Source organism: Vibrio hepatarius (genome assembly GCF_018860525.1).
In the GTDB taxonomy this organism is placed as follows: domain Bacteria; phylum Pseudomonadota; class Gammaproteobacteria; order Enterobacterales; family Vibrionaceae; genus Vibrio; species Vibrio hepatarius_B.
In genome coordinates this window covers 90491-103640 of sequence record NZ_JAHKPM010000042.1, presented here as the reverse complement: position 1 = coordinate 103640, position 13150 = coordinate 90491, and the positions used below count along the sequence as shown (strand labels likewise).

At 39.8% G+C, this 13150-nt stretch carries 12 protein-coding genes and 1 riboswitch; of the genes, 7 read left to right on the top strand and 5 right to left on the bottom strand.

The features are described from left to right. The first annotated feature begins 90 nt into the window (after nt 1–90). The 4 genes from katG (at nt 91) to trhO (ending at nt 5508) form a co-directional block, all read left to right on the top strand. Nucleotides 91–2268, top strand: coding sequence for a catalase/peroxidase HPI (katG, locus tag KO511_RS12380; protein ID WP_215987728.1), 2178 nt, complete (start codon nt 91–93; stop codon nt 2266–2268). Between the two features lie 448 nt (nt 2269–2716). After that, nucleotides 2717–3367 (top strand): HAD family hydrolase, encoded by a 651-nt coding sequence (locus KO511_RS12375; RefSeq protein ID WP_215987727.1) that lies wholly within the window; start codon nt 2717–2719, stop codon nt 3365–3367. Nucleotides 3368–3504: 137 nt separating this feature from the next. Further along, nucleotides 3505–4362, top strand: coding sequence for a glutathione-dependent disulfide-bond oxidoreductase (yghU, locus tag KO511_RS12370; RefSeq protein WP_215987726.1), 858 nt, complete (start codon nt 3505–3507; stop codon nt 4360–4362). A 165-nt stretch (nt 4363–4527) separates the two neighbouring features. Continuing rightward, nucleotides 4528–5508, top strand: coding sequence for an oxygen-dependent tRNA uridine(34) hydroxylase TrhO (gene trhO, locus KO511_RS12365; RefSeq protein WP_215987725.1), 981 nt, complete (start codon nt 4528–4530; stop codon nt 5506–5508). A gap of 311 nt (nt 5509–5819) precedes the next feature. Here trhO and KO511_RS12360 read toward each other — a convergent pair whose 3' ends face one another. The 5 genes from KO511_RS12360 to KO511_RS12340 all read right to left on the bottom strand — a co-directional run bounded on the left by KO511_RS12360 (nt 5820) and on the right by KO511_RS12340 (nt 9385). Next, complete coding sequence (locus tag KO511_RS12360; RefSeq protein ID WP_215987724.1) at nt 5820–6185, bottom strand: hypothetical protein; 366 nt, start codon at nt 6183–6185, stop codon at nt 5820–5822. Nucleotides 6186–6511: 326 nt separating this feature from the next. After that, nucleotides 6512–6808: a hypothetical protein gene (locus tag KO511_RS12355; RefSeq protein WP_125322641.1), complete on the bottom strand. Its 297-nt coding sequence runs from the start codon at nt 6806–6808 to the stop codon at nt 6512–6514. A gap of 19 nt (nt 6809–6827) precedes the next feature. Then, nucleotides 6828–6906, bottom strand: a riboswitch (cyclic di-GMP riboswitch). 207 nt (nt 6907–7113) lie between these two features. Then, nucleotides 7114–7932 carry an NADPH-dependent 7-cyano-7-deazaguanine reductase QueF gene (queF, locus tag KO511_RS12350; RefSeq protein WP_215987723.1) on the bottom strand — a complete coding sequence of 273 codons (819 nt, stop codon included), beginning with the start codon at nt 7930–7932 and terminating at the stop codon, nt 7114–7116. A gap of 3 nt (nt 7933–7935) precedes the next feature. Beyond that, the gene (locus tag KO511_RS12345; protein ID WP_215987722.1) at nt 7936–8799 is read right to left on the bottom strand and encodes a queuosine precursor transporter; all 864 of its coding nucleotides are present in this window, start codon (nt 8797–8799) and stop codon (nt 7936–7938) included. After that, nucleotides 8792–9385, bottom strand: coding sequence for a helix-turn-helix domain-containing protein (locus KO511_RS12340; protein ID WP_215987721.1), 594 nt, complete (start codon nt 9383–9385; stop codon nt 8792–8794). Before KO511_RS12340 ends, KO511_RS12345 begins: the two co-directional genes overlap by 8 nt. Nucleotides 9386–9823: 438 nt before the next feature. On the opposite strand from KO511_RS12340, the gene KO511_RS12335 reads away from it, so the two are divergent. The 3 genes from KO511_RS12335 to eutC all read left to right on the top strand — a co-directional run bounded on the left by KO511_RS12335 (nt 9824) and on the right by eutC (nt 13140). Further along, nucleotides 9824–10516 carry a hypothetical protein gene (locus KO511_RS12335; RefSeq protein ID WP_215987720.1) on the top strand — a complete coding sequence of 231 codons (693 nt, stop codon included), beginning with the start codon at nt 9824–9826 and terminating at the stop codon, nt 10514–10516. Nucleotides 10517–10859: 343 nt separating this feature from the next. Next, on the top strand, nt 10860–12272 hold the full coding sequence (locus KO511_RS12330; protein ID WP_215987719.1) for an ethanolamine ammonia-lyase subunit EutB: 1413 nt from the start codon (nt 10860–10862) through the stop codon (nt 12270–12272). Then, the gene (gene eutC / locus KO511_RS12325; RefSeq protein WP_215987718.1) at nt 12265–13140 is read left to right on the top strand and encodes an ethanolamine ammonia-lyase subunit EutC; all 876 of its coding nucleotides are present in this window, start codon (nt 12265–12267) and stop codon (nt 13138–13140) included. The genes KO511_RS12330 and eutC overlap by 8 nt, the downstream gene beginning before the upstream one ends. The last annotated feature ends 10 nt before the right edge of the window (nt 13141–13150 follow it).

Below are 13150 nucleotides of genomic sequence, written 5' to 3'. Positions count from 1 at the left end.
AAGCGATAAGTAAAACATAAATTATCTGGATGTCTGAGTCCTTGCCATATTTACTGGCATATTAGGAGGCAGGACACTAAGGAGCGATTAATGGAACACAAAAAAACAAAATCTGGTGCTCAATGCCCTGTTGTGCACGGAGGCGCAACTTCTTCTGACTCATCAAATGTGGCCTGGTGGCCCAAAACACTTAATCTGGATATTCTTCACCAACATGATCAAAAAACCAATCCAATGGATGCTAATTTTAGTTATCGCGAACAACTAAAAACACTTGATATCCAAACACTAAAGAATGATTTAAAGACACTGATGACCGAGAGCCAAGATTGGTGGCCAGCCGATTGGGGTCATTATGGTGGTTTAATGATTCGTATGGCATGGCACTCGGCTGGTACATATCGTGTAGGTGATGGTAGAGGCGGTGCTGATACAGGAAACCAGCGATTTGCCCCTCTTAACTCTTGGCCTGACAATGCAAATCTAGATAAAGCGCGGCGTCTACTATGGCCAATTAAGCAAAAATATGGCAACAAATTGAGCTGGGCAGATCTTATGATCTTAGCTGGTAATATGGCCTACGAATCTATGGGGCTTAAAACCTTTGGCTTTGCTTTTGGCCGAGAAGATATCTGGCACCCAGAGAAGGACATTTATTGGGGTGCAGAGCAGCAATGGCTCGCACCCAGCGGTTCCGAAAATAGCCGATACACTGGCGAACGAGATTTAGAAAACCCTCTAGCTGCCGTAATGATGGGGCTTATTTATGTCAATCCAGAAGGTGTGGACGGTAAACCTAACCCATTAAAAACTGCGCAAGATATGCGCACAACATTTGAACGCATGGGGATGAATGATGAGGAAACTGTTGCACTAACCGCCGGTGGGCACACCGTTGGTAAAGCTCATGGTAATGGCAGTGAGTCAAATATAGGACCAGAACCAGAACGAGCAGAATTTGATGAGCAAGGGTTAGGCTGGAATAATAATACCTCAAGAAGCATAGGCCGAGACACTATGACAAGTGGACTTGAAGGAGCATGGACAACAAATCCCACTCAGTGGGACAACGGATATTTCCGTCTCTTGCTTGAGGAAGACTGGGATTTGAAGAAAAGTCCGGCTGGAGCATGGCAATGGGAACCGGTTGAAATTGATGAGCAAGATAAACCTGTCGATGTGGAAGATCCTAGCATTCGGGTTAACCCCATTATGACAGATGCTGACATGGCTTTACGAATTGACCCTGAATATCACAAAATTTCAGAACGCTTTCATAAAGATCAAGCATACTTCTCAGAAACCTTCGCCAGAGCTTGGTTCAAACTGACTCACCGAGATATGGGGCCTAAATCACGCTACTTCGGCCCAGATATACCTGCTGAAGATTTGCTATGGCAAGACCCTGTACCAAAAGGAAATACTGGCTATAACATCGATGCGGTTAAAACCAAAATTGCCAGCAGCGGTTTGAGTATTGGCGATATGGTCTCCACAGCTTGGGATAGTGCACGCACATTTCGAAACTCAGATAAACGTGGCGGTGCAAATGGTGCTCGAATACGACTCGCACCGCAAAATCAGTGGCAAGGTAACGAACCCGAAAGATTGTCAAAAGTGTTAGCTGTACTCGAAAATATCGCAAATGAATTCAACATGAGCATTGCAGATGCGATTGTGTTGTCTGGAAATGTAGGGATTGAACAAGCAGCAAAAGCCGCAGGTATAAACATTGTTGTACCATTCTCTCCAGGTCGTGGAGATTCAACATCAGATCAGACGGATGTGGAATCATTTAGTGTTTTGGAACCTATAGCGGATGGATTCCGTAACTGGCAAAATCAGCACTATTCGGTAGGCCCTGAAGAGCTCATGTTAAATCACGCGCAATTACTGGGTTTAACTGCTCCAGAGATGACAGTGTTAATTGGTGGAATGCGTGTTCTAGGCACTAATCATTCAAATACACTTCACGGGGTGTTTACTGACAATATAGGCGCATTAAGTAACGATTTTTTCATTAATCTAACCGATATGCGCTACGCTTGGGTACCAACAGGGCGTAATTCATACTCGATAATTGAGCGGAAAAGTGGCAACGAAAAATGGACGGCAACCAGAGTCGACCTAGTATTTGGTTCTAACTCGGTATTACGGGCCTACGCAGAGATATATGCACAAGATGACAACAAAGAAAAGTTTGTCCAAGATTTTGTCAAAGTATGGGCAAAAGTAATGAATGCTGATCGTTTCGACCTCAATCAGTGAATCAGCTGTACCTCATGGTCATGCATATGGCCATGAGGGCTAATCTTCCGAAATTCACTCATTTTTTGGCAATCACACAGTTTTAAACTAGGTTAAATAGAGTAACACTCAATAAGAAACAAGATTCATACAATGTGACATACCTATCCATCAAAGATGGATAAATAAGGAGAGTTAGCAATGAAAGGGTTCGAGTTTTTTAAACTGTTTGACACACAAGAGTTGTTCATTTTTTATTAACTTAGCGATTAAAGCGTATGTTGGGTGCTACCAAAGCTCAATGTACGCTTGAACCTATTCAAATGAATATTTGCTCCACCAGAATGAGATATTAGACACTAGCTCTCTCTAATATCTTTACAAAATAGTACATAACTCGGCTTTAAATTTACTCAAACTCTATAGTATGCAAAAATGCATAATCCCCTAGAGATTAATTGAGTTTTTAATGAACTTCCAAGCTGCTATCTTTGATATGGATGGTTTATTACTGGACACCGAGAAAGTATGTATGCGTATATTCAAACAAGCATGCACTAACGTCCAACTCCCGTTTTATAAAGATGTCTACCTGTCTATCATTGGCCGAAACTCAGCAGGAATTGAAAAAATATTTCGTCGAGCCTACGGAGATGACCTAGATAAGCTCCATAACGAATGGAGACTAAACTATGATGCTATAGTCAAACATCAACCCATCCCAATCAAAGAAGGCGTGGTGGAATTATTAACTTGGCTTAAAGAAAATAGCATTCCCACCTCTGTGGCAACTTCCACCCAGCGTGATATTGCTGAAATTAAACTCCGACTGTCAGGATTAGACAAATTCTTCGAGGGATTAACCTGCGGCTGCGAAGTTTCCGCCGGAAAGCCAGATCCAGAAATCTACCTTTTAGCTGCCGATAGACTTGGTGTTAATGCTAAGCATTGCCTCGCTTTTGAAGACTCCAGCAATGGCGTTCGTAGTGCAATCGCTGCTCAAATGACAACATTTCAAATCCCTGACCTAGTGGCCCCCTGTGACGAAGTTATCGCGTTTGGGCACACAATTTTGCCTTCACTCAAAGATGTGTTGAACTTGCTTAAGTCACACAACTAAACTCTACTCATTATTACCTAAGAGTTAAGTGTAATAACTCTTAGGTATAACAAAGTTCTCTTCAAAGGGTTTGTATTTTTATGGCTTGCCCCAAGGTCTATTATTGCTGGCGCAATCAAATTAAATAAGGAATGCTAATGGCTAACAAATATGTACCACCTACTGTCTGGACAATGGAAAATGAAAATGGTGGCCAATGGTCGAGCATCAATCGTCCTGACTCTGGGGCTCGCCATGACCAATCATTACCCATAGGTAAACATCCACTCCAGCTTTATTCCATGGGTACACCAAATGGTCAAAAGGTGACGATTATGCTAGAAGAACTGCTAGCACTCGGCATAGAAGAAGCTGAATATGATGCTCATTTGATAAGAATTGGGGAAAGCGATCAGTTTGGCTCAGATTTCGTTGCCATCAATCCCAATTCCAAAATTCCAGCTTTTATTGACCGTTCAAATAACGAAGACATTAGTGTTTTTGAGTCAGGTAACATTTTGCTCTACCTAGCTGAAAAATTTGGCCACTTTCTCCCCAGTGAAATAGCGGCGAAGACCCAAGTAATGAATTGGCTATTTTGGCTTCAAGGATCTGCACCTTACCTTGGAGGTGGCTTCGGCCATTTTTATGCCTATGCACCTGAAAAATTCGAATACCCGATTAACCGCTTCTCAATGGAAGCTAAACGACAACTCGATGTACTAGATAAACAACTTGAAAAACATTCCTTTATTGCTGGTGAGGCATACAGTATTGCAGACATCGCTATTTGGCCATGGTACGGTAACCTCGTATTAGGAAAATTGTACGATGCTGCCAAGTTCTTAGACGTTGATAGCTATAAAAACCTCCAACGCTGGGCTAAAACAGTAGAAAACCGCACTGCTGTTAAACGTGGTCATATTGTTAATCGAACTTGGGGCGAGAGCTGGGAGCAGGTTCCGGAAAGACATAGTGCTGACGATATTGATAACGCGCTAAATCTAAAACCTTAATCAGACTCCATATACCCTGCTCACCGAGAGTGGACACTTTCTAGATGTCCACTTGATTTTCCCTTAGTAAATACTCATGTTTATTTGCAAGGCAGTTCGCTATACTTCGCATGATTCAAATAACAGCTCTGGATTTACGATCCAATTCGCTAAAAAGGAAAAATCATGACCGATTATGTAGTATGTGCCTTATATAAGTTTGTGCGTTTAGAAGATTACCAAGAACTTCGTGAACCACTAAGAGTGCTGATGGAAAAACACCAGGTTCGCGGTACCTTGTTACTTGCCAAAGAAGGTATTAATGGCACCGTAGCATCCAACCGACAAGGCATTGATGCCCTTTTAGCTTGGTTTAGAAACGACTCACGACTTGCAGGCATAGTATATAAAGAATCTTACGATATACATCAGCCTTTCCATCGTACCAAAGTCAAACTAAAAAAAGAAATTGTTACCCTTGGTATTGAAGGTATCGATCCACGTCATGTAGTCGGAACGTACGTCAAACCCAATGAATGGAATGACTTAATATCAGATCCCGACGTTTTAGTCGTCGATACCCGAAATAACTACGAGATAGATATCGGTACCTTCAAGAACGCCATTAACCCAAATACTGACTCTTTCAGAGAATTCCCCTCTTACGTGGCAGAAAATATGGATCCAGCGAAACACAAAAAAGTCGCCATGTTCTGTACTGGTGGCATTCGCTGCGAAAAGTCGACAGCTTATATGAAAGAGCAAGGTTTTGAGGAAGTTTACCACCTGGAGGGAGGAATTCTGAAATACCTCGAAGAGGTACCTGAAGAAGAGAGCTTGTGGCAAGGTGACTGCTACGTTTTTGATGGGCGCGTTGCCGTCAATCACCAATTAGAAAAGAGTCTGTACGAAATGTGTAACGCATGCAGACTACCAATAACCCCTCAAGATATGGATTCGCCATCATACGAAAAAGGGGTAAGCTGCCCTAAATGCACCGATAAACATACTGATGAACAAAAAGCTAGATTCCGTGAACGAGAAAAACAAGTTCAGTTAGCTAATGCTCGTGGTGAGTCCCATGTCGGTGGTAACGCAGACCAAGTCATCACACAACGCAGACAAGAAAAGCTTACACGTAAAGATTTACAAAGAAAATCTAAATAGCGTCGCTCTATTCGAGTAGCCTTCTAAGTAAGAAGGCTACTTTTCTTATAATCCCACAAACTTTCATCGCTAGACAATGAGCCTAACTTTTGAGTAATCCATATTTTTGGGGAGATGTTTAGAAAACGGTATCATGAGCTAATCATTGATTGATAAGTTAAATGGATTTCTGATGCAGGCATAGACGTAAAGAGTCAAACATACTAACTCAAATTTTACCGGGCGAAGTCCAAGTATACTACATCGCACTCATCATACAACCAAAGTACCAACTGAGAGCCACCATCAATACAGCAGTGGCTAACAGAGCTTTATTTAGGTAGTAGCCACGAGCCGATAGAAACAGCTTGAACACTAGACACTCTTCCTCGTAGCAGGCAACCTTCTGCAGGCATAGATCGTCCATGAGAATCAATATAGATGGCATTTTTCAGGTGGAAATACTGGCTATCACCAGAACTGTCTCTACCCAATGCCAGTTGGCAATCAAATGCTAGATTTTCTGTACTATCTTGTAGATGCTCATTGACAAGTTCAAAGTAACGACGCTCGGATATAAGCTCTCCAGTCAGTATTTTTTCTCCCATGAATATTGTCAAACCGACGGTCGAATCATCTCTATCAGTGTGGCTAACCATATTCTGAAACAAGGATTCATTATGCTCTATTGTTATCATATTTATATTTCCTAGCTGAATTAGACGCCAATAATATAAACGCTTGTACTAATCTTGTAGCGTGAATACATGTGAAGATTTGTTTTCGCCCTCTTTCAAGCCGCCCTCTACCACTTGACAGGACTCGTACAATAGGAAAAAACTAATCACACAAATTCAAAAAAAATCACATTTTTAATTAATGTTTTCAGTCAATTATAGATAATCAAACCAATTTTACTAAAGGGTATTCAGTATTTTTCCTATTTAAAAAAAACCTTTAAGCATCTAGAATGATGCTTAAAGAAGCTAAAATTAACCTTAAAAAACTCAGCTATTTGATTACTTTATTTGATTACTTTGGCAGCATTCGCAAACACCGGAGCTTCAGTGATGCTAAGCGCATCAAGTTCATTAAGTTTAAATAGATGACCGCTAAATAGAACACCCGTCTCTCGAAACTCATTTAACGTCGCTTTATCACAACAGCATAGTAGATGTTCATTAGTCATAGACAGCAACCCAGAATAGCCGTTTAGTCCATTAATTAACTGATGAAATGAAACTGATTCTTTTTTCAAAATCCTAGTCGTCAGGATACATTGCTTGAATTGGTTGGTAAGTGAAGTGGGTAATGTAAGCATAGTCAGGTTCCCCTAAAGCTAATGCAATGCAGCCCACAGCGCCAAGCTGTGCTGTCACTTTGCGTCCCCGCCTCACGACAGGTTTGCCCAGTTTGTCCTGTTTTAAGTATAGGCAACATCAGACATAAACAAGAGAAAGCACGCTGATTTTAGTCAAAATCAACACACGCGAGCTAAGTCAAATGTTGCTTTATGAGAGTAGGAGGTTCAATAGTAAACCTACCCCGCTCTAAAGTATAAAGATGCCAATTAGATCAACTTGATTATTACTCCAAGTAACATCACATCCACAATTGTGGCTATATTCACTGTCTTGGGTTTCTTACTGAGCAGATTTCACTTTCAAAATCACTTCGATAAGGGTTAATATCAAGCCCTCCTCGACGTGTATATCTTGCAAAAACTGTGAGTTTTTCAGGTTTACAGCAGCGCTTGATATCAGAGTAAATACGCTCAACACATTGTTCATGGAACTCATTGTGTTCACGGAATGAAATCAAATAGCGTAAAAGCGCTTCATGATCAATTTTTCCCCCTGCGTAGCGGATGTACACACTTCCCCAATCAGGCTGATTGGTTACTAAACAGTTAGATTTCAGAAGATGAGAACACAATGACTCTGTAACATATTGACCTTCTGTACTTCCCAACAATGCATCTTCCTCGTAAACAAATGAATCCACCGTAATGTCCAATTCATCGATGCAGTAGTTTTTCTTATCGACAAGCGTTTCTTGAGGCTCATCTACAGCGGTAAAAGAAACTAACACTTCCGCTCCAGCAGCTTGACTGAGATCCTCTTTCATTTGCAGCATCACAATATCTTGAGAGTCGAATCGAGTTTGATTAAAGCTGTTGAGGTACAGTTTAAAAGATTTTGATTCAATCAAATTATTAGATGTATGGGGAATAACAAATTCACCTATTGCGACAACTGGTTTTCCTTTACTATTCAGCCAAGATATTTCAAAAGCTGTCCATAAATCATAGCCAGACTGTGTTGCTTGGACATAGTCTTTTATCTCAGAACGCCCTCTAGCACGAGGAATCGGATCTAGTAATTCCGGTTTATAGTGAGGAATATATTCTGTTTTTTTTCCTAGATTCTTGTTATAAATTGCCATTGATTACGACTCCTTGACATTGATTAACCGAGAAAACAACTTTCTAGCATAATAGATAGGCCCAACGCTAATTAGCGCATAGAGTATCTTAATGGATACTTGGCTAAAAAACATGACAACTAACACGTCATTAGGTATAACATTATAAAAGGCAATACCAATAAACAAAGCACTATCTACTATTGATGCAATACTGGTACTCACAATAACCCTAACAGCCAACCATCGAGAATTAGTGATCAACTTAATTTTGTTCAAAATATAAGCATTAATGTTCTCTGAAACAAAATATGAGCTTAGCGAAGCAACGAACACAGCCATCATACTACCAACAAGCTTTAAATATTGTTCATCCATAGCCTTCCACTGTTCGATGCTGGGAACTAAGGTTGACAAATAAATAAAGGCTAAAATGACAGCATTAACACTGGTTGACTTAATAATAGCCTTTCTCGCCAGCCTCAATCCATAAAATTCGTTTAAAATATCTACAAATATAAATGAAATCGGGTACAGAAAAATAGCGATCGGAACAACTAAGCCTGTATCAAATATTTCTATAGGTTTGATACCAGTCAAATTGGAAAGTGTAAAAAGCGAGCAAAGACAAAGCACTAAAAAAGAATAACTCATCCAGTAATTTTCATGCCGGTCTTCTAATTCATACGCTCCTTCAAAGCTTGATTTTGAATATGCCTTCTTACAAACTTCTACTAATTCACTACGATTCAAGTCATCTGCTACATCACTTTTCAATAATTCATTTGGTGGTATTTCAACCACCTTGCCAGTACCTCTAATCATAATACTCGCTGTCATATCTGGATTTTCACTAAAACCAATTAACTTGTATTTATTGTTAAACACTGTAACGCTCCTCAAGAATACTTCCAAAAAAATAATCGTTGGGTTTTAGTGGTTCATAAAATGGTACTGAGCATAAATTACCATCACGAACAATAAGCTGGCTCGACTCTTTCATATGACGATTGGAGCGATCGACAATCAACAAATTACCTCTTGTGTAGTTAGCAGATAGCCATTTTCCAACTAGGATAGCAACAACATTTTTGCTTTGAGAAAAGTGATAAGTAAGAGGGTATTCAGTTACCATTTCACTGACATAATGGTCCCCTTTCACAATAAACTCATGTTCGGTCAAAATAGGTACCGCAATTGGATTCTTATTACCATCTACAGTCACTAAAGCATCTGTACAATAAGATTCAAGAGACTCATTTTGGATGATGTAACACGTTGTACCGAAAAAATCTGCAATTTTTTCAACTGTAGAGGTTTGAACGCGCTCTACCTTTCCATCAAGTATTTTATATATAGTCGAGCGGGTAATACCAGTTTTCCTACTCAATGATGCTTTCGTCTCTTTACCTTGATACAGACCAAACTGGATGTTATCTCTTAATATAGCCAGTTGCTCACTATTACTTTTCATATGACACCACTATCTGAATTTAGGCAAAGATAATAATTACCAATGTAAGTATGATATCAGGAACATATGAAAAGTAATATTGGTACGCGCACAAAATACAATATACATGCAAAATTAAATAGTTTTCAGGTATATATAATTGGTGGATAATCTTATTTTTGCTACAAAAAATTAAAGTATAATCAAGAAAAACCCTGAATTACGATGAAGTTATGCCTTCCTACATAATGCGAACAGTACCAAACCGTTAAATAAAATTTCTTTTCAGAACTTCAACTATGTAATTGGCTTATTAAACACGCTAAAACCTGAACGTTGCATTTATAAGATTTGTTTCAACCACACGCAACTTTTATTGATACTTCATGACTTTTCATTTATCAAGTTAATATCAGCTATGGTTTACTGCTGCGCTTATGATATAGAAAAGATACCAAAATGCAGATTACCTCAATTAGCGCAATGTCTATCCCTTTAGACCCTGCTCCAAGTCTCAACTTGCCTATCAAGCAGTCAATTAAAACGATACTAAACACTCGTATACCATACCAAGAATCATGGTCATGGGTACCAAAACTGAATCAAGATAAATCTATCATCACACAACAAAACGTTGAGCAACTCAGTGATAAAATCTGGAAAGATAAAGCCGCGCCACGCATTATCAAAGCTTATGTATGGCGTTTTTTTCGTCAGTTAAATCCTGAAGAGTGCGAAGTGTGGGTTAAACACTATATATTCAATCAAATTTTAACAGAGTGGCATCATAGGCTCGATAAGAACTCCTACTCCTCAATGCAAAAAATTTTAGCTAAGCAGCAATGGCTAGCATGTTTGTTTGAGATACCGCCATCATTCAATGAGGAACATTTTAACTACAAAATTCAAATTCAGCTTTCAAATAGTCACAAACTGAATCAAAAGATGATCTACTGTTTAAGAGACTTTGATACTACACCAGCACTTATTAGTGCCCTATATCTTAGAACGACTCAGCACCTTCCAGTGGAAATAAAACTGATAACTGACCAATTTCTACTTCGCAAATCTTACTACCTGTCTGATAGAACATCTCTATCTAAACAACGATGTAACGAAATCATTGAAAGCCTTATTGCTGATAAAGCGTAAAGAAGTAATACAAACGTCATAGCCAGGTATGATGAACTTCTCCAACTAGGTAAACCTACCATCTTTTATGACAAACAGTATGTGAACAGTCCTGAGATAAAGAAAGCGAGATATTTATCCCAGTTTTTATATCGTTGTTTTCTTATCTTACGCTGCAGAAAAAAGGTCACTAGAGATGAAAGTTATTGATATTGTTAAATATATAAAGAATTCACACTCCATATTTAACTGTGGCTTTCTCATTGTTAAGTCATTACTCTAATCGAGCTCTATTTATTACAATTAGTTAACGAATCAGGGTTAATTCATTTATCTTCTGAATTAATTAGAAGGAGAATACGCAATGACAGCAAGGTATCGCTGGCAGCAAGGAAACCATCTATATCAGTTCCAATCTTTAGCCGATCTGATGGCCAAGGCAAGCCCTGAGAGATCTGGGGATATTCTTGCAGGAGTCAGTGCTTGTTCTGAAACGGAGCGAGTTGCAGCTCAAATGACGCTTGCAGAACTACCATTAAAAACTTTTTTGCAACAATCTGTCATACCTTACGAAGATGATGAAGTAACACGTCTGATTATCGATAGTCACGACATTGCCGCATTTAGCCCTATTTCTCACCTAACCGTTGGAGATTTTCGTAACTGGTTACTTAGCGATCAGGCTGATAGTCATATGCTGACAAAAATTCGACTAGGTCTCACTCCAGAGATGCTTGCTGCCGTCAGTAAAATAATGCGTAATCAAGATCTCATTGCTGTTGCCAAGAAATGTCGTATACATACTGCATTTCGTAATACTATTGGTTTGTCTGGCAGGTTATCAACACGCCTTCAACCCAATCACCCAACAGATTCTTTAGATGGAATAGCAGCGACTATCTTTGATGGTTTGATGTATGGTAATGGAGATGCTGTCATTGGCATCAACCCTGCTACCGACAATGTACCTCAGACCATTAAACTTCTTTCGATGTTAGATGAGGTGATTCAACATTACCAAATACCCACTCAGTCATGCGTACTTACCCATGTCACCAATACCATCGAAGCAATAGAAAAAGGTGCACCTGTCGATCTTGTATTCCAATCCATCGGAGGTACAGAAGGTACTAACAAGGCATTCGGAGTCAATCTTGATATTCTTAAACAAGCTCAAGAAGCGGCTCTATCTCTAAATCGTGGGAGTGTGGGTAATAACTGTATGTACTTTGAAACAGGCCAAGGTACAGCACTTTCTGCGGATGCCTATTTTGGTGTAGATCAACAAACATGTGAAGCAAGAGCTTATGCAGTCGCAAGGCATTTTGATCCTCTTTTAGTCAACACAGTTGTTGGTTTCATCGGTCCTGAGTACTTATTTGATGGTAAGCAGATTATTCGTGCTGGCCTTGAAGACCATTTTTGCGGAAAAATGCTCGGTCTACCTATGGGGTGTGATGTTTGCTACACCAATCATGCTTATGCAGATCAGAATGATATGGACAATCTTCTCACATTACTCGGCGTCGCAGGTTGCTCATTTATCATGGGTATCCCAGGATCAGATGACATAATGTTGAATTATCAGACAACCTCGTTCCATGATGCTTTATACGCCAGACAAGTACTAGGACTGAAGCCTGCACCAGAGTTCGAAAGCTGGCTTATAAAAATGAATATTTTTGATAGCCTCGATGAAGTACGCCTGACCAAAAGCATAGCGAAACCCTTTTCTGATTCACTGCTTACAATCAGTAAGGAGAAATCAAGTGAGTGACCAGCCTAGCAAAGGTAACAAAGAATCGTTACAAGTCATCTCAAATCCTTGGCAAATTCTGCGCCAGTTTACATCGGCAAGAATCGCACTCGGGCGAGCAGGAAATAGCATCCCTACTCATGAAATGCTGGCATTTCAGCTTGATCATGCAAGAGCAAAAGATGCAGTACATCGGGCTTTAAATATAGACCAGCTCATGGAAGAGCTTTGCATTCAAAAATGCATCACAGAACATACTCCAGATCTACCAATAGTCGTCAATAGCAAAGTCTCTAATCGACTCATGTATCTACAACGCCCCGATTTAGGACGCCAGCTTGATGAAGCATCTTGGCAGAAAATAAGCGACTACCAAGCTAAGAATGCGGATAACTATGATTTATCAATTGTTATAACTGATGGCCTATCTTCCACCGCCATTCAGGATCATGCAGTACACGTTGTGGGCCAACTAATCACTCTTCTTAATTCTAACAGTGAACATAACTGGTCCTTAGCCCCTATCACCATAGTAAAGCAAGGACGTGTAGCTTGTGGTGATGATGTCGGTGAATGCTATAAAGCTAAGATCACCTTGATTCTTATTGGAGAACGGCCAGGACTAACATCACCAGATAGTATGGGGCTTTACATTACTTGGAACCCCATACGTGGTAAGCAGGACTCAAGCCGAAACTGTATTTCCAATATCAGGCCAGAAGGGCTCAATTACCAAGAAGCCTGTCAAAAAGCATACTACTTACTCAACGAATCACTTCAACGACAAATATCAGGTATCGATTTAAAAGATCGCAGCGATGACAATAGCAGTCAAGTGCTCAAAAGCAAGTCTTCAACCAATTTTTTAACACCACCAATAACTAAATGATAGAGGGAAT

What these genes read in the sequence shown, in the direction of transcription:
- katG (WP_215987728.1), top strand. Translation starts at nt 91, where the DNA reads ATGGAACACAAAAAAACAAAATCTGGTGCTCAATGCCCTGTTGTGCAC.
- KO511_RS12375 (WP_215987727.1), top strand. Translation starts at nt 2,717, where the DNA reads ATGAACTTCCAAGCTGCTATCTTTGATATGGATGGTTTATTACTGGAC.
- yghU (WP_215987726.1), top strand. Translation starts at nt 3,505, where the DNA reads ATGGCTAACAAATATGTACCACCTACTGTCTGGACAATGGAAAATGAA.
- trhO (WP_215987725.1), top strand. Translation starts at nt 4,528, where the DNA reads ATGACCGATTATGTAGTATGTGCCTTATATAAGTTTGTGCGTTTAGAA.
- KO511_RS12360 (WP_215987724.1), bottom strand. Translation starts at nt 6,185, where the DNA reads ATGATAACAATAGAGCATAATGAATCCTTGTTTCAGAATATGGTTAGC.
- KO511_RS12355 (WP_125322641.1), bottom strand. Translation starts at nt 6,808, where the DNA reads ATGCTTACATTACCCACTTCACTTACCAACCAATTCAAGCAATGTATC.
- queF (WP_215987723.1), bottom strand. Translation starts at nt 7,932, where the DNA reads ATGGCAATTTATAACAAGAATCTAGGAAAAAAAACAGAATATATTCCT.
- KO511_RS12340 (WP_215987721.1), bottom strand. Translation starts at nt 9,385, where the DNA reads ATGAAAAGTAATAGTGAGCAACTGGCTATATTAAGAGATAACATCCAG.
- KO511_RS12335 (WP_215987720.1), top strand. Translation starts at nt 9,824, where the DNA reads ATGCAGATTACCTCAATTAGCGCAATGTCTATCCCTTTAGACCCTGCT.
- KO511_RS12330 (WP_215987719.1), top strand. Translation starts at nt 10,860, where the DNA reads ATGACAGCAAGGTATCGCTGGCAGCAAGGAAACCATCTATATCAGTTC.